The organism is Kitasatospora sp. NPDC004240, from assembly GCF_053603215.1.
Genome location: NZ_JBSGFD010000037.1, coordinates 27,586 through 46,177, shown reverse-complemented (window position 1 = coordinate 46,177; position 18,592 = coordinate 27,586). Strand labels below are relative to the sequence as shown.

The window sequence follows — 18,592 nt, the reverse complement described above, 5'->3', positions numbered from 1 at the left end:
GCGTGACGGCCTTTCACCCGAGCCAGGGCAGCATCGGGCTGACCCAGCCGGAGGCGAGCAGAGCGGTGAGGACGAGGGTGACGGTGGTGGCCAGCGCCTCGGGCCAGCGTCGCGGCAGCATCCCGCCGGCCGCCGCCCCGGCCGGCTGCCCGGTGGCCGGGGTCGCCGCCGGGGTCGTTCCTGTGGCGGTGGACGTCCGGAAGGACGGGAGGCGGAGCGCGGGCCGCCCGACCAGGGCGTTCCCGGCGCGGGCCGGCCCGGCGGCGCGGGGGCCGTCGGCACGGGCGGGCCGCAGTTCGGCGACCAGGTCGCGGATCAGCGGCAGGCCGATCTGGCACTGCACGGCCAGGTACAGCGCGAGCCCCCAGGTGGGCTCCCAGCCGTTGCGGACCACGGCCAGCGCGAGGCCGACGGCGGCCGCGCCGAGCGAGGCGCAGAGCCACAGCAGCGAGACCTGCACCACCCGGCGGGCCAGTCCGCCGGGCCGGGCGCGGCCGGCTCCGGTGGGCACCCAGGCGGCGCTGCGGCCGCGCAGGGTGTGCCAGAAGGCGGCCCCGGCGGCGACGCTCATCAGCACGTTGGAGCGGATCACCTCGATCCGCCAGCGGGTGCGGCTGACCCGGGGCAGCAGCACGTGCCAGAGCCAGAGCGGGGCCAGCAGCGGCAGCACGTGCCACGGCCGGATCTGCTCCGGGTACCAGAACATCATGACCAGCGGCGGCAGCGGCGCGACGAACACGTTCACGGTCGCGGCCAGGTAGCCGACGACGCCCTCGTGGAAGCAGAGCCGCATCCGCCAGGGCGCGCCGATCCGCCTGAGCACCGGCGAGCCGAGCAGGTGCAGGTTGCCCATCGCCCAGCGGTACTGCTGGTTGACGAAGCTGGCGAGGTTGTCGGGCGAGGTGCCCTTGGCGACCAGCACCGGGACGTACAGGGTGCGGTAGCCGCGTTCGTACAGGGCGAGCCCGGTGAACAGGTCCTCGCTGTGGTCGAGCCGGGCGAAGCCGCCGGCCGCGTCGACCGCCGCCCGCCGGTAGACGGCGTTGCTCCCGCAGCAGATGGCCGCGTCGCTGGCGTCCCGGGAGGGCTGGATCCAGCGGAAGAACCACTCCTGCGCCGAGCCGGCGGCGCGCTGGATCCAGTCCATCGAGCCGTCGGTGTCGAAGCACTGCGGGCTCTGCACGATGCCGATCCGCGGGTCGGCGAGGTACGGCACCAGGTGGCGCAGGAAGTCCGGCCGGGGCGCGAAGTCGGCGTCCAGGATGGCGATGTACTCGCCGGTGCTCAGGGTGAGCGCGTGGTTGAGGTTGCCGGCCTTCTTGAGGTGCCCGCGGTCGGGCCGCACGACGTACGCGTAGCCGTACGCGGCCGCCAGTTCGGCCACCTCGGGCCGGTCGCCGTCGTCGAGCACCCAGACGGTGAGCGCGTCCGGCCAGTCGAGTGCGCGGACCGCCCGGTAGGCGTTGTCGAGTACGTCGAGCGGCTCGCCGCAGGTCGGCAGGTAGAGGTCGACGGTGGGCAGTTCGGCCGGGTTCCAGGCGTTGACCAGGACCTCGTGCGACTGCCGGGTCAGCCGGCGCCCTCGCAGGCTGTTGACGGACGACAGCGCGAGCGCGACGACGTTGAGCGCGAGGACCGCGAGGAAGACCCAGAGGGCGGGGGTGCGCAGCGAGAAGGTGAACATGGTCGCCGCGGTGAAGGCGAAGGCGAGGGAGGTGCAGACCAGCACCCAGCGGCGCTGTGGTCCGAAGTACCAGTAGAGCTCCTGATCGGAAGGAGGAAGCGGAAGGTGATGGACGGTCATGAGGCCCCCACAGCCGTGTTTCTGACAGCTCCGGGCGCCACAGTACCTCATTGGTATAGACCATTATTCACGCCGGTCGAGGGGCGGGGCGAGGTCCGCGGGCGGCCGGGCGGGGTCCGTGATCATTGCACCCCCGGGCGCGCGGACGGGCGGGAATCGGCAGGTCGCGGCAGGGTTAACAGTGATCCAACTTCCGGACGGGGGTGGTGCGGGAGGGGCGGGTGCGGGCCTGGTTCCTGATGGGTGCTCAGCTGGGGCGGTGGCAACGGTGTCGGCCTCGACGGCCTCTGGCAGACTGTCCGCACATCGGACGGAACCGGTCGGGGAACGACAGGAGGCGAACACAGGATGAGCGGTCGGGGGACCGTGCTCGGCGGGCGCTACAGGCTGACCGAGCGCATCGGCGGCGGAGGGATGGGCTCCGTCTGGCGCGCCGAGGACGAGGTGCTGGAACGGCAGGTCGCCGTCAAGCTCCTGCACCAGGCGCTGTTCGAGGACGGCACCTTCGCCATGCGCTTCCGGCGCGAGGCCCAACTGCTCGCCGCGCTCAACCACCCCGGCATCGTGGACGTCCACGACTACGGCGAGACCGGGGGCGTTTTCGGCGGAGGGGATGCCGGGGACGAGGACGGCGCGGAGCGCGCCGCGTACATCGTCATGGAGCTCGTCGACGGCCGGCCGCTGGACGCCGTCCTCGCCGAGAGCGGTCCGATGTCGCCCGAGCGGGCGCTCGGCCTGCTGGCCCGGGCGCTCGACGCGCTGCACACCGCGCACCGGCAGGACATCGTGCACCGGGACATCAAACCGTCCAACCTGATGGTCCGGGCCGGCGACGAGATCACGGTGACCGACTTCGGCATCGCCCGGGCCATCGCCAGCACCAAGATCACCGCCTCCCACACCGTCCTCGGCACCGCCCTGTACATGGCCCCCGAGCAGGCCGAGGGCAAGGTCGCCGCCGCCCCGGCCGGCGACCTCTACTCGATCGGCGTGGTCGGCTACGAACTCCTCATCGGCGAGACGCCGTTCAGCGGGGAGAGCGTGCTGGAGGTGGCGCTCAAGCACATCCGCGAACCCCTCCCCGAACTGCCGGACACCCTGCCCGGGCCCGTCCGGGACTTCCTCACCACCGCACTCGCCAAGCAGCCGGAGGACCGGTTCGCCGACGCCGCGGCGATGGCGGCCGCGGCGCGGGCGGCGATCGGCGCGGCCCCGGTCGCGGTGTCGGACGCGCCGCCGGCCGCCGCGGTGGTGCCGCCGGCCGATGCTCCGAAAGCTCCCCGAGCCGAGGCCCCGGCGGGGGAGAAGGGCGGCAAGGGCAAGGCCGCCGAGGGCGAGGAGGGCAGCAAGGGCAAGGCCACCGGGGGCGAAGAGGGCGGCAAGGGCAGGCCCGCCGCGCGCCCCGAGGCCGACACCGCGGCCGCCCGGACCCGGCGCCGGCTGTTCGTCCCCGTGGTGATCCCGGTGATCATCACGGTGAGCGCCGGCACCGCGATGATCGTCGACCTGGCGCCCTTCCGCTCCGAGGCGGGCCGGGCCGGCGGGCAGCCGCCCGCCGCGGTCGCCGGGACGACCCCCGGCGTCACCGCCTCCGCCGCGACGGACGCCGCCACGCCGCCGCCCACCGGCACCCCGGTGACACCCGGGGCCACGCCCGTCCCGACCGACCCCGCCGCCGCCGTCCCCGGCCAGCCCGTCAACCCGAACCCGGCCGGCGGTGCCGGCGCCGGCGCAGTGGTCGGTGGCGCGGCCGGCGGTACGGGCGCCGGGGCCGTCGGCGGTTCGGGGTCGGGTGGCGGAGCCGCTGCCGGCGGGCAGGGCGGTTCCGCCCCGCGCCCCGGCGCCACCGCCCCGGCCAACCCGCCGGCGGTGCCCGCTCAGCCCCCCGCCCCCAGTGCCCCGCCCGCCCAGACACCCCCGCCGGTGACCGAAACCGTCCCGCAGGGCTGCGGCGGCACCAACTGGGGCTACCTGGTGAACGTCGGCGACGGTCTGCGGGCCGGCCTTGCCCAGTCCGACCTGAGCGGCGGCAACGTCCTGGTCATGGGCGGCGCGAGCAGCTACGGCTGGGTCCACACCGTCCCGAGCAGCTGGCACCAGTTCAACGCCTGCAACCTGGGCGGCCCGGTCCTCGTCCAGGACACCGGCAGCAACAAGGTGATGCTGTCGCCGGGCTTCAGCTTCATGACCAACTGGACGGTGTCCCCGGCGCCGACCTCGGGCGCCTTCTACCTCAAGGACTACATGGGCTCCACCTGCCTGACCGACAACGGTGCCGGCAACCCGGTGACCATGGTCACCTGCACCCCCGGCAACAAGGCCCAGCAGTGGAAGGTCCCGCCCGCCTGACGGACCCTACGCGGAGGGGATGAACGGGTACGCGACGTCGAGCGCGTGCTCGTCGTGCGCCGCGGTGGCCCGGTTCGGGTGGTAGACCTCCCGGGGTGAGGCGCAGTGGCCGAGCCCCCGGGCGGTCAGCCAGTCCTGGACGGCGTTGTGGGCGGCCAGCATCCCCGCGAACCCTCCGGCCTCCCGGGGCAGTTCGAGGAACGCCTCGTGGCGGGCCGGTTCGATGCGCACGCCGACCCGCCCCGCCGGCGCGACCGCGTTGGCGGTCGGCGCGCAGACCTCCACCGGGCCGTCGGAGTCCTGGTCCACATGCCCGTGGTAGATCGCGAAGACCGGTCCGGACAGGCAGGCTCCCACCGCCCGCAGATGGGCGAAGAGCTCCTCGGTGGCCTCCGCCAGGAAGTCCGGAAGCCTGGCGGCGTCGGCGTGCCCCTGGATGGACACCACCTGCTGCTCCGGGACGTCTCGCTCGGCGATCGTGTACGTGCTCTGCTGCACGGTCGGTTCCTCTCCGCTCAGAACGGTTCGTGCGTACCGCGCCATCTCCCGGCGCGCGGCGTGGGCGTTCTCCTCCCGCCGCCAGTACGCGTCCAACAGCCGCACCGACTCCTCACCCCCGGGATCGAGCACCGCGGCGACGTCCGCCAACGGCATCCCGGCCCCGCGCAGCAGCGCGATCCGCCGGGCCCGCTCCACCTGCTCCGGCCCGTACCGGCGGACCCCCGTCCGCGGATCGGTCCGGGCGGGGGCCAGCAGCCCCCGGTCCCCGTACAGCCGCAGCGCCTTGGGACTCAGCCTGGTCCGCGCCGAGAGCTCCCCGATGGTGATCAAGTCGTCGTGCACCCGGCCACTCTGTCCCCTCCCCCAGGGGCAGGCGCAAGCGCCGGCAGTCGGCGGCCCCGGTCACCCGGTCCGAGAAGAGTCACCCGGATGTATACACCGGAGGTATACCCTCGGTGTATGGTCTTCCCATGAGTGTTCCACTGACCCTTCTCGGGCTGCTCGAACGCGAGCCCAGCCACGGCTACGACCTCAAGCGCGACTACGACCAGCTGTTCGGTCGCGGCAAGCCCCTTCCGTACGGCCAGGTCTACTCGACCCTCGGCCGGCTCGCGCGGGACGGGAAGGTGGTGGCCGCCGACGCCGAGCCCGGGGACGGGCCGGACCGCAAGCGCTACGTCATCACCGAGGCCGGGGTGACCGAGTTCGAGACCTGGCTGACCGAACCGATCGCGCCCGAGCCGCACCTGCAGACCACCCTGTTCACCAAGGTGGTGCTGGCGCTGATGCTCGGCCGCAGCGCCGAGGAGTACCTCGACACCCAGCGTGCCGCGCACCTCCAGCGGATGCGCGAGCTGACCCAACTGCGCCGCAGCGGCGAGATGCTGGACGCCCTGCTGGCCGACCACGGGCTGTTCCACCTGGAGGCGGACCTGCGCTGGATCGACCTCACCACCGCCCGCCTGGACGCCCTCGCCGAGGCGGTGCGCCGATGACCGCCCCGCTGCTCGAAGCCCGTGACATCACGCTGTCCTTCGGCGAGACGCCCGCGCTGCGCGGGGCCTCGCTCGCGGTCGACGCCGGCGAGGTCCTCGCCATCATGGGGCCCAGCGGCTCCGGCAAGTCGACGTTACTGCACTGCCTGGCGGGCATCCTGACCCCCGGCTCGGGGGAGGTGCACTTCAACGGCCGCCGGATCGACGACCTCGGCGAGACCGGGCGCAGCGCCCTGCGCCGGGACTCCTTCGGCTTCGTCTTCCAGTTCGGCCAGCTGGTGCCCGAGTTGACCGCCGAGGAGAACGTCGCGCTGCCGCTGCTGCTGGGCGGCAAGCGGCGGTCGGCCGCGCTGGCGGAGGCCCGCCCGTGGTTCGCCCGGCTCGGCCTGGACGGGCTGGAGCGCCGCCGTTCCGGCGAGCTGTCCGGCGGCCAGGCCCAGCGCGTCGCGCTCGCCCGCGGTCTGGTGGCCCGCCCGCAGGTGCTCTTCGCGGACGAGCCGACCGGCGCCCTGGACTCGCTCACCGGCGAGCAGGTCATGGACCTCATGGTCGGCTCCGCCCGTGAACAGGGCACCACCGTCATCGTGGTCACCCACGAGGCCCGGGTCGCCGCCTACGCCGACCGGGAGGCCGTCGTCCGCGACGGCCGGGCCACCGCTCTGCGCCCGGCGGATCGGGTCGCCTCGTGATCCCCTTCGCCCTGCGCCTGGCCCTCAGCGGCGGGAAGGAGGCGCTCACCCGGCTGCTGATCATCGGGGCGGCCGTGTCGATCGGCGTCGGCCTGCTGCTGTCGACCCTCTCCAGCATCAACGCCGTCGACAAGGCCAACGACCGCCTGTTCTGGTACAACTCCGGCTCGGTGAGCGCCACCGAGACGGCCGCGGTGGACCCGCTCTGGTGGGCCCAGCGCTCCGACTACCACGACGGGCGTGAGCTGCGGCTCTTCGAGGTCGCCCCGACCGGGCCGACCGCGCCCGTGCCGCCCGGCCTGACGAAGCTCCCCGCCCCCGGCGAGTACTACGCCTCGCCCGCGCTGGCGAAGCTGGTCCGGGAGCTGCCGGCCGACCAGCTCGGCGACCGCTTCCCCGGCACCCTGGCCGGCGAACTCGGCGACGCCGCCCTGCAGTCCCCGGACTCGCTGGTCGCGGTCGTCGGCGGCACCGTCGAGAAGGTCTCGGCCAGGCCGGGCGCCAAGCCGGTCACCGCGATCGCCACCTCGCTCCCCGAGGAGTGCCAGGACTGCCCGGGGCTGGGCGTGCGCGGCGACGCCATGACCCTGACCCTCTCCGTGGTCGCCGCCGCGCTGATCTTCCCGGTGACCGTCTTCATCGGCACGGCCACCCGTCTCGCGGCCGCCCGTCGCGAGCAGCGCTACGCGGCGATGCGCCTGGTCGGCGCCACCCCGGGCCAGGTCGCGGTGATCTCCGCGGTGGAGTCCACGCTCGCCGCGGTCGCGGGGACGGCCGCCGGGTTCGTCCTGTTCCTGGTGCTGCGTCCGCTGGTGGCGACCGTGCCGTTCACCGGTGACCGGTTCTTCGTGGAGGACCTCACGCTGACGGTCCCGCAGGTCCTCGCGGTCGCGCTCGGGGTGCCGGTCGCTGCGACGGCCGCCGCCTGGCTGGCCCTGCGCCGGGTGACCATCTCGCCGCTGGGCGTCAGCCGCCGGGTCACGCCGCCGCCGCCGCGGGCCTGGCGGCTGGGCCCTCTGGCGGCCGGGCTGGGCGAGCTCGCCTGGTTCGTCGGGCGCCGGCCGGAGTCCACGGACGCGCAGACCGTCGCGTACCTGACCGGCTTCTTCCTGGTGATGATCGGCCTGGTGGTCGCCGGCCCCTGGCTGACCATGGTCGCCGCCCGGGCGATGGCGGGCCGGATCGGCCGTCCGGCCGCGCTGATCGCGGTCCGGCGGATGGCCGACGACCCGAGGGGAGCCTTCCGCTCGGTCAGCGGGCTGGTCCTGGCGCTGTTCGTCACCAGCGCCACGGTGGGCATCATCGGCACCATCAACGAGCACCGGGGTGAGCTCAGCGGCGACGTCGAGACCCGGGCCGCCATCGTGCACGGCGCGCTGTTCGACGACCCGCCGATGACGCAGCGGCTGCCCGAGCGGCTGCTCGCCGACCTGGCCGCGCTGCCCGGGGTGCGGGGCACGGCCGTGGTCCACCCGGACCAGGACCGGCTGGGGGCCAACCCCGCCGACCCCCGGATGCTCTCCCACCTGGTCTCCTGCGCGGACCTCGCCAAGGTCCCGGTGGCCGGCCGCTGCCCGGCCGGCGCCGAGGTGGTCGCCGTACCGGTCTGGGTCTTCTCCGACCTGGAGAGCAACGGCGGCAAGGAGTGGAAGGCCGTCCCGCTCACCGCCGACGAGCTCGCCCGCCGTCCGGTCCAGATGCTCTACACCACCACCGACGGCTCCACGGCGGCCAAGGAACGCGTCCGCACCCTGCTGACCCGCGCCTACCCGGAACACCGCTCCCGGACCGTCGGCGACTGGGCCTCCACCAGCCAGCGCGAGCTCGCCGGCTGGCGCCAGCTCGCCAACGTCGTCATGCTCACCACCCTGCCGATCGCCGGCTGCAGCCTCGCGGTCAGCGTGGTCGCCGGGCTCGCCGACCGCCGCCGGCCGTTCGCCCTGCTGCGGCTGACGGGCGTGCCGCTCGGCCTGCTGCGCCGGGTGGTGGGGCTGGAGACCGCGGTGCCGCTGCTGGTGGTGTCCCTCCTCGCCACCGGGACGGGCCTGCTGACGGCGCACCTGTTCCTGAAGGCGCAGATGAACTACGAGCTGGTCACCCCGGGCGCGGTCTACTTCGCGCTGGTGGGCCTGGGGCTGGCCGCCTCGCTCGGGATCATCGCCTCGACGCTCCCGCTGCTGCGCCGCCTGACCGGCCCCGAGGCCGCCCGCAGCGGCTGAGCCCGCGGGGCCCGCCGGGTCCTTACGGCTGAGACGGCCGCGGCCGAGCCGTCCAGGGCCCGGGCCCGCGCGAGCCGTACGCCTACCCGGTCACCGGGTAGACGTACGTGCCGTCGCGCGGCGGGGTGCCGCGGCCCAGCCAGCTGCCGAGCACCAGGCCGGACGGGTAGAACATCGGCTCCGGCAGCGCGTCCACCGGGACCCGCTCCCAGCCGGCGCAGGCGTGCGGCTCGGTGACCTCGGCGGGGGCGAGGCTGGCCGGGGCCAGGACGGCCGCGGTCAGCCGGGGGCGGCCCAGCTCGTGGTCGAGCAGCACCGCCAGGACGCGCATCGCGGAGGCCGGCAGCACGATGCCGGTCTCCTCGGCGAGCTCCCGGGCGGCGGCCTGCTCGAAGGACTCGCCCGGGTGGTCCACCTTGCCGCCGGGCAGGCTCCAGGTGGGCGGCTCCCCGGCCGTGGTGCGGCGGCCGATCAGCACCCGCCCGTCGCCGGTCGGCACGATCACTCCCGCGCCGAGCATCGGTGCCACGCCCATCCGGTCCCCCTCCGTCGTCACCGTCGTCACCGTCGTCACCGTCGTCACCGCGCCGTCACCGGCGCGGCCGTCACCACTGGCCGCGCTCGAAGTCCTTCAGGAAGCAGCCGTACAGGTCCTCGCCCTGCTCTCCGCGGACGATCGGGTCGTAGACCCGGGCGGCCCCGTCGACCAGGTCCAGCGGGGCGTGGAAGCCCTCGTCGGCCAGCCGCATCTTGTCCGGGTGCGGGCGCTCGTCGGTGATCCAGCCGGTGTCGACGGCGGTCATCAGGATGCCGTCGGTCCGGAACATCTCCTCCGCGCTGGTGCGGGTGAGCATGTTGAGCGCGGCCTTGGCCATGTTGGTGTGCGGATGGCCGGCGCCCTTGTAGCCGCGGGCGAACACGCCCTCCATCGCCGAGACGTTGACCACGTACTTGCGGCGCGAGGCGGAGGCGGCCATCGCCGGGCGCAGCCGGCTGATCAGGATGAACGGCGCGGTGGAGTTGCAGAGCTGGACCTCCAGCAACTCCACCGGGCCGACCTCGTTGACGGTCTGCACCCAGCTGTTGGTCGGCGCCAGGTCGGGCACCAGGCCGCCGGCGTCGATCGCGGTGCCGGCCTCGATCCGGGCGGGCGTCGCCGAGCCGGTGACCAGCGCGAGCGAGGTGACGTCCTCGGCGGAGATCCGCTGTCCGCCGTCCGCCTGCGCGGGCAGCGCGGGCAGGTCGACGCTGCCGCTGCCGAAGCGGCCGATGGTGGTGGAGGCGGGCAGTTCGCCGGCCGGCAGCGGCGCGGACTCGGCGGCCAGCAGCTCGCGGTAGGACTCCGGCGGGCGGCGCACGGTCTGCGCCGCGTTGTTGATCAGGATGTCCAGCGGGCCGTCCGCGGCGACCTCGTCGGCCAGCGCCAGGACCTGTGCCGGGTCGCGCAGGTCGATCCCGATGATCTTCAGTCGGTGCAGCCACTCGGCGCTGTCCGGCATCGCGGTGAAGCGGCGGATGGCGTCGTTGGGGAAGCGCGTGGTGATCGTGGTGTGGGCGCCGTCGCGCAGCAGCATCAGCGCGATGTACATGCCGATCTTGGCGCGCCCGCCGGTCAGCAGTGCCCGCTTGCCGGTGAGGTCGGCCCGGGCGTCCCGGCGGGCCCGGTTCTTGGCCGCGCAGGGCTGGCAGAGGTTGTGGTAGAACGCGTCGACCTCGACGTACCGGCCCTTGCAGGTGTAGCAGGACCGCGGCCGCTCCAGGATTCCGGCGATCTCGGTGGTCGTGACGGTGGTCAGGCCGAACGCGCCCGCGGTCTCGTCGTCGATCCGGGTCGGCGCGCCGGTGGCCGTACGGGCGGTGACGGCCCGGTCGTTGGCGGTCTTGCGCGCCCGGGTCTCCTGGCGCCGACGCTGCTTGAGCGTACGGAATATGCCGCCGACCGCCTGGCGGACGGTGATCGCGTCCGGGTGGTCGACGTGCAGTTCGTCGAGCTCGGCGAGCACCTCCAGGCACAGCCGCAGCCGCTCGGGGTCGAGGCCCGGACCGAAGTCGATCTCCTCCGTGCCGTCCTGCTCCTCGATCCGCTCCCGGACCGGCTCCTGGATGTCCGTACCCGCCGTACCCGCCGTCATGCCTGCCGCGCTCTCCGTCTCCGCCACACCGTTCACCGCGTGAATGCTACGGGAGCGCGCCCCGCGGGGGCGAAGAGCCGTCCTCGGGGGCCCGCCCACGACGTTCCTGTAGGTTCGTACAAGTGGGGAGGCTCCTCGCGGACCGGACCTCGTGCGGACCTTCAGGACTGTCCGCCGAACTGGCGTTTGCCCCCGTGCTTGAGCGAGCATTGGTGCACGGGTCAAGGGAGCCAAGTGCGTCCGCCCGTTCCCGGCCCAGCCCACCCCGTGGGCGAAATCACCACAGCCGGAGACGGAGACTTCCGATGCGCTTCCTGAACGACCTGCAGCCCTCGTACGACTTGACGTACGACGACGTCTTCATGGTCCCGAGCCGTTCCGCCGTGGGCTCCCGGCAGGCCGTCGACCTCTCCTCGAACGACGGCACCGGCACCACCATCCCGCTGGTCGTCGCCAACATGACCGCGATCGCCGGCCGCCGGATGGCCGAGACCGTGGCCCGCCGCGGCGGCCTGGTGGCCATCCCGCAGGACATCCCGACCGAGGTCATCGCCGAGGTGATCGGCTGGGTCAAGCAGCGCCACCTGGTGCACGACACCGCCATCACCCTGGAGCCCGGCGCCACCGTCGCCGAGGCGCTGTCCCTGCTGCACAAGCGGGCCCACGGCGCGCTCGTCGTGGTCGAGGACGGCCGGCCGGTCGGCGTCGTCACCGACTCCGACTGCCAGGGCGTGGACCGCTTCACCAGCCTCGCCGACGTGATGTCCCGCGACCTGCTGCTGCTCGACGCGGGCATCGACCCGCGCACCGCCTTCGACCGGCTCAACGAGGGCCACCGCAAGCTCGCCCCGGTCGTCGACGGCGAGGGCCGCCTGGTCGGCATCCTCACCCGCAGGAACGCGCTGCGCGCCACCCTCTACACGCCCGCCGTGGACGACGGCGGCCGGCTGCGGATCGCCGTTACCGTCGGCATCAACGGCGACGTGGCCGGCAAGGCCAAGTCGCTGATCGAGGCCGGTGCCGACGTGCTGGTGGTCGACACCGCGCACGGCCACCAGGAGTCCATGATCAACGCGCTGCGCGCGGTGCGCGGCCTGGACCCGCAGGTGCCGATCGTGGCCGGCAACGTGGTCTCCGCCGCCGGTGTCCGCGACCTGGTCGAGGCGGGCGCCGACATCCTCAAGGTCGGAGTCGGCCCGGGCGCCATGTGCACCACCCGGATGATGACCGGCGTCGGCCGCCCGCAGTTCTCGGCCGTGCTGGAGTGCGCCGCCGAGGCGCGCCGGCTCGGCAAGCACGTCTGGGCGGACGGCGGTGTGCGCCACCCGCGTGACGTCGCCATGGCGCTGGCCGCGGGCGCGTCCAATGTGATGATCGGCTCGTGGTTCGCCGGCACCTACGAGTCGCCCGGCGACCTGCAGACCACCGCCGACGGCCGCCAGTACAAGGAGAGCTTCGGCATGGCCTCGGCCCGCGCGGTCAGCAACCGCACGGCCCAGGACTCCGCGTACGACCGGGCCCGCAAGGCGCTGTTCGAGGAGGGCATCTCGCACTCGCGGATGTTCATCGACCCGGCCCGCCCGGGCGTGGAGGACCTGATCGACTCGATCGTCGCGGGCGTCCGCAGCTCCTGCACCTACGCGGGCGCCTCCAGCCTGGAGGAGTTCCACGAGAAGGCCGTGGTCGGCATCCAGAGCGCCGCCGGGTACGCCGAGGGCAAGCCGCTGCACTCCAGCTGGGCCTGATCCGGCCCCTCCCGGCGGGCCCTTTCCGGCGGCCCCTCCCGGCGGCCCCGAGGGTCGCTAGGAGGCCACGGCAGGCCGGCTCCTCGCGAGGGGGAGCCGGCCGGCCGGGCCGGTGACCGGGGTGCTCGGGGCGGCGTCCTCGGTGTCCTCGGTGTCCGCGGTGTTCTCGGTGTCGGCGATGTCGGCGGCGTCCGCGGGGTCGAGCGGGGTCAGCAGGGCACGGCCGACCAGGCCGACCGAGCCGTCCAGGGCGGCGGCCAGCGCGGACGCGGCGAACGGCACCCGCCTCAGCTCCCAGAGCGCCAGCGCGCTCGCCCAGGCCGCGTCCCGGGCCGCGTCGATCGACCAGGCGCTCACCAGGTGGGTGAGCGCGCCGGCCGACTCCAGCGCGTCCGGGCCGGGCATCAGCTGCTCCCGGACCTCGGCCTCCGCGCGCGCCAGCAGGGCGTTGATCCGGTCGTAGTCCTCCGCCAGGTCGGCCGGCGCGCGGCCCAGCAGCCGGCAGGTGTCCACCACGGCGAGCGGCAGGTCGTGCTCGATGTGGGCGTTCATCCCGGCCAGCGCGAACTGCAGCGGGTGGACGCCCGGGTGGGCGCGCAGCTCGAACAGCGGTCGCCAGCAGGCGGGCACCCGTTGCCCGGCGGCCAGGGCGTCGACGGCCAGCAGGTACCGCTCGGCGAACACCGCGTCCAGCACCGCCATGGCGTCCGGGTCCACGAAGTACCCCTGGCCGAGGCAGGCGCCGACCAGCTCGGTCACGGTGAGGTACATCCGGTTGAACACCGTGACGCCGTCCGCCGGCGGTGCCCCGGCCCCGATCTCCCGCAGCCGCTCGATCACCTGATCCACCGTGGGGACGCCGTCCGTGGCCGTCATGGGACCCATCGCTCACCCTCCGCATCCGATGGTCTACTGATCGCACCATCGTGTCAGCGCGGGGGCGGGTCGCGCGGGTACCGCGCCCGGATCGTGTCCCGGTCGTGTCCGGGGCGATCGTTCGGCCCGGGGCCCGGTTCTCGGCCCCGTTCTGGCCCGCGGCCCGGTTCTGGGCCCGGCGCTCGCATCGGCCTTCGGTGTGATGATCAGCCCAGGTCGTACTCCAGTGCGTAGGTGTGCCCGCCCGTCTCGTCCACGACGATCTCCAGCGAGCCCGTCAGCCCGGCCAGCTCCTCCGTGCCCGTCCCCGCCACCACCCGGACGGCCAGCCGCTCTCCGTGGCTGCCCGGCGCGCTGTGCTGGAGCACGAAGGAGCCCTTGCGGCGATCCAGCTCCCCGGTGAAGTGCTCCACCGCGACGTAGGCGGCCGGCGCGCCCGTGCCGTCCATCACGGACAGCATCTGCACCGTGCTCGTCCCGGCCAGCGGCCCGGTGAAGGTCTTGCCCAGCAGGACCCGGCCGAGGGTGGCCCCCGGCCGCTCGTCCGTCTCCTGCGGATCCCACGACGTGACCTCGAACGCCCCGCTCACCGTGGTGCCCATGACGTGCTCCCCTCGACGATGATCCCGACCGCTCCGGCGACCCCCCGTACGGGCGGCCGACCGGCTGCCGGACAGCCTCGCACGGGGCACTGACATCGACGCTGGTACAACCGGCGTCGGCCACGGGCGGGGGCGGGGGTGGGTGCCGGCTGTTCGGTGTCCGGCGCGCTCGGTGGTCCCAGCGCAGTGGTCCCGTGCTCAGTGGTCCCAGCGCAGTGCGAGCAGTGCCGCGTCGTCGTCCAGCCCGCCGGCCACGTAGCCGCGCACGTCCGCCAGCAGCCGGTCCAGCAGCGCGTCCGGGTCGTGCGAGGTCAGCTCGGCCAGCCGTTCGGCCAGCGGGTAGAAGCGGCCGGCGGCGTCCCGGGCCTCGGACACCCCGTCCGTGTAGAGCAGCAGCAGGTCCCCGCCGCGCGGCCGGAACCCGCCCGTCCGGTAGTGGTCGAACCCGGTCAGGCCCAGCAGCGCCAGCGGCGGTGCGTGCTCGGGCGGCTCCAGCTCGCTCACCCGCCCGTCCCGGCGCAGCAGCGGATGGGGATGCCCGCAGTTGACCACCTCGGCCGCCGGGAGCCCGTCGTCGCCGTGCGCGGGCGGCACGTTCAGCAGCACCGCCGTGGCGAACCGCTCCTTGCCCGGTGCGCCCAGCACCGCGTCCAGCCGCTCCGCGAGCCGGGCGAGGTCCGGCTCGGCGGACGCGGCCGTGCGGAACGCGCCCAGCACGTCCGCCGCCGTCTCCACCGCCGGCAGGCCGTTGCCCTGCACGTCCCCGAGCAGCACCCGGATCCCGTACGGGGTCTCCACCACCTCGTACAGGTCGCCGCCGATCCGCGCCTCGGCCGCCGCCGCCGCGTACCGCACGGCCACCCGCAGCGGCCCCACCCGCTCCGGCGGCGGGCGCAGCAGGGCCCGCTGCGCCGCCTCGGCGACCGTCCGCACCTGGTACAGCTCGCGCTCCCGGGCCGCCACCAGGACGACGTTCGCGGTGCTCGCCAGCGTGGCGGCCACCACCGCGACCACGGCGGTGACGTGGACGGACTCCGGCAGCCCGCGGTTGTTGAGCTCCAGCAGCGCCACCCCGATCAGCGCGGCCCCACCGGCCAGCAGCGGCACCCGGGCCCGCCGGCTGGTCGCGCCGGACAGGATGGGCACGGCGGCGAGGGCGGGGGAGACCGTGGTCTCGGGGCCCGAGAGCAGGTCCGCCACGGCGGCCGCCACCAGCAGCAGGACCGAGCAGGCCAGCAGCAGCCGGGCCCGCCGGGGCAGGTGCAGCGGAGGCGGCCCCTCCCGCGCGGTGTCCTGCCGCCGGGCGTCCCGCCGCTCGGCACGGCCGCCCTGCCGGGCCGTCCGCTGCCGTGCGGCGGCACCGTCCTGGCGGCGGTCTCCGGACACGGGCGGCTCCTGCGGGGGCGGGCGGCTTCACCGTCCACTCTCCACCGGGGGCACCGCCGTCGGCACCTCGGGAGCGCCCGCGCCCAGGGGGTGCGGCCGGCGGGCGGGCGCGGGCCACCGCGTAGGCCGGCCCGCGTAGGCTGGCCGGGAGATGAGACGCAAGAGTACGAGGCCGCCCGCGCCCCTCCCGCAGCGCAACGGGGTCGACCCGGTGCACCTGCGCCTGCCCGTCGAGGGCCCCTGGCCCACCGTCCGCGCCTACCTCGGCCACCGGCTGCCCACGGTCGACCCGGCCAGGATCGACGCCCTGCTGCGCGGCGGCGAGATCGTCGGCACGGACGGCCCCCTCGGGTACGACGAGCCGTTCCGGCCCGGCGGCCACCTGTGGCTCTACCGGGACCTGCCGGACGAGGTGCGCGTCCCGTTCGAGCTGGACGTGCTGCACCACGACGAGCACCTCGTGGTGGTCGACAAACCGCACTTCCTCGCCACCACCCCCCGCGGCCGGCACGTCGTCGAGACGGCGCTCTCCCGGCTGCGCCACACGCTCGGCCTGCCCGCGCTCAGCCCCGCGCACCGGCTGGACCGGCTGACCGCGGGCCTGGCCATGTTCGTGGTGCGGCCGGAGGACCGCGGCGCCTACCAGACGCTCTTCCGCGACCGGCTGGTCCGCAAGGAGTACCAGGCCGTGGCCGGGTACGACCCGGCGGTCGGCCTGCCGCGCACGGTGCGCAGCCACATCGTCAAGGAGCGCGGGGTGATCGCCGCCCGGGAGGTCGACGCCCCGCCGAACAGCGAGAGCCGGATCGAGCTGGTCGAACGGCGCGGCGGGCTCGGCCGCTACCGGCTGCGGCCGCTGAGCGGGCGCACCCACCAGCTGCGGCTGCACATGAGCGGCCTGGGGCTGCCGATCCTCGGGGACCCGGTCTACCCGGTGGTGCTGCCCGAGACGGCCCCGGACGACTTCCGCCGTCCGCTGCAACTGCTCGCCTCGGTGGTCGAGTTCACCGATCCGCTGACGGGCGCCGAGCGTCGCTTCGAGAGCCGTCGCACGCTCGCCGCGTGGTCCGACCCGGCGGCCTGGGCGGCCGACCGCCCGGGGCAGGCCGGGGCCGGGGGTGCGGAACGTGCCGGGGCCCTAGGTCACCCGGAGTAGTCCCAAGGTCCGGTCCTCCTCCGGCCCGGCGGCCGATCCGGCCGGGGCCGTGCCGGAGGGATCGTGAGGCCATGAACGCATCGCCGCAGTACTACAGCACCTCCGTCGCCGTGGTCACCGGCGCCTCGCGCGGTCTCGGCCGGGCCCTGGCCCGGGCGCTCGCCGCCGAGGGCCGGCAGCTGGTGATCACAGCGCGTGACCGGGCCGAACTCTCCGCCGTGGAGGCGGAACTGGCCGCCGTCACCAAGGTCACCGCGCTGGCCGGCTCGGTGGTGGACGACGGCCACCGCGCCCGTCTCGCCTCGGCCGCCGCCGCGCTCGGCGGGGCCGACCTGCTGGTCAACAACGCCGGCACGCTGGCCGGTCACGACCTCGCGGGCGGCCCGATGCCGCGGCTGGCCGACCACCCGCTGCCCGGCGTGCTGGAGACCTTCGAGGTCAATGTGCTCGCCCCGCTCGCCCTCACCCAGCTGCTGCTGCCGCAACTGCGCGAACGGGCCGGCACCGTCCTCAACATCAGCTCCGACGCCGCCGTCGTCCCGTACACCGGCTGGGGCGTGTACGGCGCCTCGAAGGCCGCGCTCGACCAGGCCTCCGCCGTCCTCGGCCGCGAGGAGACCGGGCTGCGGGTGTGGTCGTTCGAGCCGGGGGACATGCGCACCCGGATGCTGGAGGAGGCCTCCCCGGGCGAGGACCTCTCCGCCACCCAGCCGCCGGAGGCCGTCGTCCCCGCCCTGCTCGCGCTGCTCCACGACCGTCCGGCCTCGGGCCGCTACCGGGCCGCCGACCTGCTCGCCGCTCCGGTGGGTGGGTGATGGCCACCCTCCTCGAACCGGACCGCGACACCGGACCGGGTCCGGGCGGGGCACCGGATCACGACACCGGTCCGGGGCGCCACGACGCGGGCCCGGGCCGCAGCGGGGCGCCGGGTCACGAACCGGACCCGGCGTACGGGGGAGCGGCCGGCCCGGACTTCACCGTCCCGCCCGAACTCTCCGCCCGGGCACCGGCGGAGGCCCGCGGCGCCTCCCGCGACGGCGTCCGGATGCTGGTCGGCCACGGCGGGGTCGGCGGCCACGGCGGCGCCGACGCGTCCGGCGGAGGGGACGGAGAAGGCGGGTCCGGTCGGATCCGGGTCGAGCACCGCCGCTTCACCGAGCTGCCCGAGGTGCTGCGCCCCGGCGACCTGCTGGTGGTCAACAACTCCGCCACCGTTCCCGCCGCGCTGTCCGGCCGGCTGCCCGACGGCACTCCGGTCGCGGTGCACCTCTCCTCCGCCCGGCCGGACCGGCGGGGCGCCTTCCTGGTGGAGCTGCGCCGGCTCCCGGGCGGGGGAGCGGCCGCCGAGATGTACCCGCCGGAGGAGTCACCGGCCCGCCCGGGACTGCGGGTGGCGCTGCCCGCGGGTGGCCGCGCGCGGCTCTCCGCCCTGTTCACCCCGCGCCTGTGGCACGCCGAACTCCTGCTTCCCGAGGAGCCGTTGGCGTACCTGGAGCGCCACGGCAAGGCCATCCGGTACGGCTACGTGGACCGTGACTGGCCGATCGGGGCGTACCGCTCGGTCTTCGCCACCGTCCCCGGCAGCAGCGAGATGCCCAGCGCCGCAAGGCCGTTCAGTGCCGAGGTGGTGGCCCGGCTGGCCGGGCGGGGCGTGCTGGTCGCGCCGGTCACCCTGCACACCGGCGTCGCCTCGCCGGAGGCGCACGAGCCGCCGTACGCCGAGTGGTTCCACGTTCCCGCCGCCACGGCCGCGCTGGTCGGGCACGTCCGCGCCGGCGGCGGCCGGGTGATCGCGGTGGGCACCACCGTCGTCCGGGCGCTGGAATCGGCCGCCGGTCCGGACGGCACGGTCCACGAGGCCGAGGGCTGGACCGAGTTGGTGATCACCCCGGGGCGCGGGGTCCGTGCGGTGGACGGTCTGCTCACCGGCTGGCACGAACCGCGCGCCTCCCACCTGCTGATGCTCGCCGCCGTGGCCGGCCGGCCGCTGCTGGAGCGCTGCTATGCCGAGGCGCTGCGTCACCGCTACCTGTGGCACGAGTTCGGCGACGTCAACCTGCTGCTGCCGCACGGGAATCCGGGACGATGACGGCTGGTCGGCCGGAAGCCAGCCGACCGGACGCCGGCCGACCGGGCGT

15 protein-coding genes are annotated in these 18,592 nt (G+C 74.9%); 8 read left to right on the top strand and 7 right to left on the bottom strand.

Going from position 1 to position 18,592, the window contains the following annotated elements; translation table 11 throughout:
• Positions 1–13: 13 nt before the first annotated feature.
• Positions 14–1,804 (bottom strand): glycosyltransferase family 2 protein, encoded by a 1,791-nt coding sequence (locus ACWEQL_RS12900; protein ID WP_452150265.1) that lies wholly within the window; start codon positions 1,802–1,804, stop codon positions 14–16.
• A gap of 348 nt (positions 1,805–2,152) precedes the next feature.
• Here ACWEQL_RS12900 and ACWEQL_RS12895 point away from each other — a divergent pair, with 348 nt between their 5' ends.
• Positions 2,153–4,153, top strand: coding sequence for a serine/threonine-protein kinase (locus tag ACWEQL_RS12895; RefSeq protein ID WP_452150264.1), 2,001 nt, complete (start codon positions 2,153–2,155; stop codon positions 4,151–4,153).
• Between the two features lie 6 nt (positions 4,154–4,159).
• Here ACWEQL_RS12895 and ACWEQL_RS12890 read toward each other — a convergent pair whose 3' ends face one another.
• On the bottom strand, positions 4,160–4,996 hold the full coding sequence (locus tag ACWEQL_RS12890; protein ID WP_452150263.1) for a MerR family transcriptional regulator: 837 nt from the start codon (positions 4,994–4,996) through the stop codon (positions 4,160–4,162).
• 128 nt (positions 4,997–5,124) lie between these two features.
• On the opposite strand from ACWEQL_RS12890, the gene ACWEQL_RS12885 reads away from it, so the two are divergent.
• The 3 genes from ACWEQL_RS12885 to ACWEQL_RS12875 are packed head-to-tail and all read left to right on the top strand — an operon-like array spanning position 5,125 to position 8,557.
• Entirely contained in the window at positions 5,125–5,649 is a 525-nt protein-coding gene (locus ACWEQL_RS12885; protein WP_452150262.1) for a PadR family transcriptional regulator, read from the top strand.
• The gene (locus ACWEQL_RS12880) at positions 5,646–6,338 is read left to right on the top strand and encodes an ABC transporter ATP-binding protein (protein ID WP_452150261.1); all 693 of its coding nucleotides are present in this window, start codon (positions 5,646–5,648) and stop codon (positions 6,336–6,338) included. The genes ACWEQL_RS12885 and ACWEQL_RS12880 overlap by 4 nt, the downstream gene beginning before the upstream one ends.
• Positions 6,335–8,557, top strand: coding sequence for an FtsX-like permease family protein (locus ACWEQL_RS12875; protein ID WP_452150260.1), 2,223 nt, complete (start codon positions 6,335–6,337; stop codon positions 8,555–8,557). The genes ACWEQL_RS12880 and ACWEQL_RS12875 overlap by 4 nt, the downstream gene beginning before the upstream one ends.
• Positions 8,558–8,639: 82 nt before the next feature.
• Here the strand turns inward: ACWEQL_RS12875 and ACWEQL_RS12870 are convergent, their stop codons facing one another.
• Complete coding sequence (locus ACWEQL_RS12870) at positions 8,640–9,113, bottom strand: nucleotide triphosphate diphosphatase NUDT15 (protein WP_452150259.1); 474 nt, start codon at positions 9,111–9,113, stop codon at positions 8,640–8,642.
• Between the two features lie 49 nt (positions 9,114–9,162).
• Positions 9,163–10,725 carry an SDR family NAD(P)-dependent oxidoreductase gene (locus tag ACWEQL_RS12865; protein ID WP_452150258.1) on the bottom strand — a complete coding sequence of 521 codons (1,563 nt, stop codon included), beginning with the start codon at positions 10,723–10,725 and terminating at the stop codon, positions 9,163–9,165.
• 269 nt (positions 10,726–10,994) lie between these two features.
• Here ACWEQL_RS12865 and ACWEQL_RS12860 point away from each other — a divergent pair, with 269 nt between their 5' ends.
• The gene (locus ACWEQL_RS12860; protein WP_452150257.1) at positions 10,995–12,434 is read left to right on the top strand and encodes a GuaB1 family IMP dehydrogenase-related protein; all 1,440 of its coding nucleotides are present in this window, start codon (positions 10,995–10,997) and stop codon (positions 12,432–12,434) included.
• A 57-nt stretch (positions 12,435–12,491) separates the two neighbouring features.
• Here ACWEQL_RS12860 and ACWEQL_RS12855 read toward each other — a convergent pair whose 3' ends face one another.
• From ACWEQL_RS12855 to ACWEQL_RS12845, 3 genes are all read right to left on the bottom strand, one after another.
• Positions 12,492–13,310, bottom strand: a complete 819-nt coding sequence (locus tag ACWEQL_RS12855) for a DUF5995 family protein (protein ID WP_452150256.1) — start codon at positions 13,308–13,310, stop codon at positions 12,492–12,494.
• A gap of 206 nt (positions 13,311–13,516) precedes the next feature.
• Positions 13,517–13,912 carry a DUF3224 domain-containing protein gene (locus ACWEQL_RS12850; RefSeq protein WP_452150255.1) on the bottom strand — a complete coding sequence of 132 codons (396 nt, stop codon included), beginning with the start codon at positions 13,910–13,912 and terminating at the stop codon, positions 13,517–13,519.
• Between the two features lie 198 nt (positions 13,913–14,110).
• Entirely contained in the window at positions 14,111–15,298 is a 1,188-nt protein-coding gene (locus ACWEQL_RS12845) for a PP2C family protein-serine/threonine phosphatase (RefSeq protein WP_452150254.1), read from the bottom strand.
• Positions 15,299–15,449: 151 nt separating this feature from the next.
• On the opposite strand from ACWEQL_RS12845, the gene ACWEQL_RS12840 reads away from it, so the two are divergent.
• From ACWEQL_RS12840 to ACWEQL_RS12830, 3 genes are all read left to right on the top strand, one after another.
• Positions 15,450–16,454 (top strand): pseudouridine synthase, encoded by a 1,005-nt coding sequence (locus ACWEQL_RS12840; protein ID WP_452150253.1) that lies wholly within the window; start codon positions 15,450–15,452, stop codon positions 16,452–16,454.
• A gap of 71 nt (positions 16,455–16,525) precedes the next feature.
• On the top strand, positions 16,526–17,269 hold the full coding sequence (locus tag ACWEQL_RS12835) for an SDR family NAD(P)-dependent oxidoreductase (protein WP_452150252.1): 744 nt from the start codon (positions 16,526–16,528) through the stop codon (positions 17,267–17,269).
• On the top strand, positions 17,266–18,543 hold the full coding sequence (locus tag ACWEQL_RS12830) for an S-adenosylmethionine:tRNA ribosyltransferase-isomerase (protein WP_452150251.1): 1,278 nt from the start codon (positions 17,266–17,268) through the stop codon (positions 18,541–18,543). Before ACWEQL_RS12835 ends, ACWEQL_RS12830 begins: the two co-directional genes overlap by 4 nt.
• Positions 18,544–18,592 lie beyond the last annotated feature (49 nt).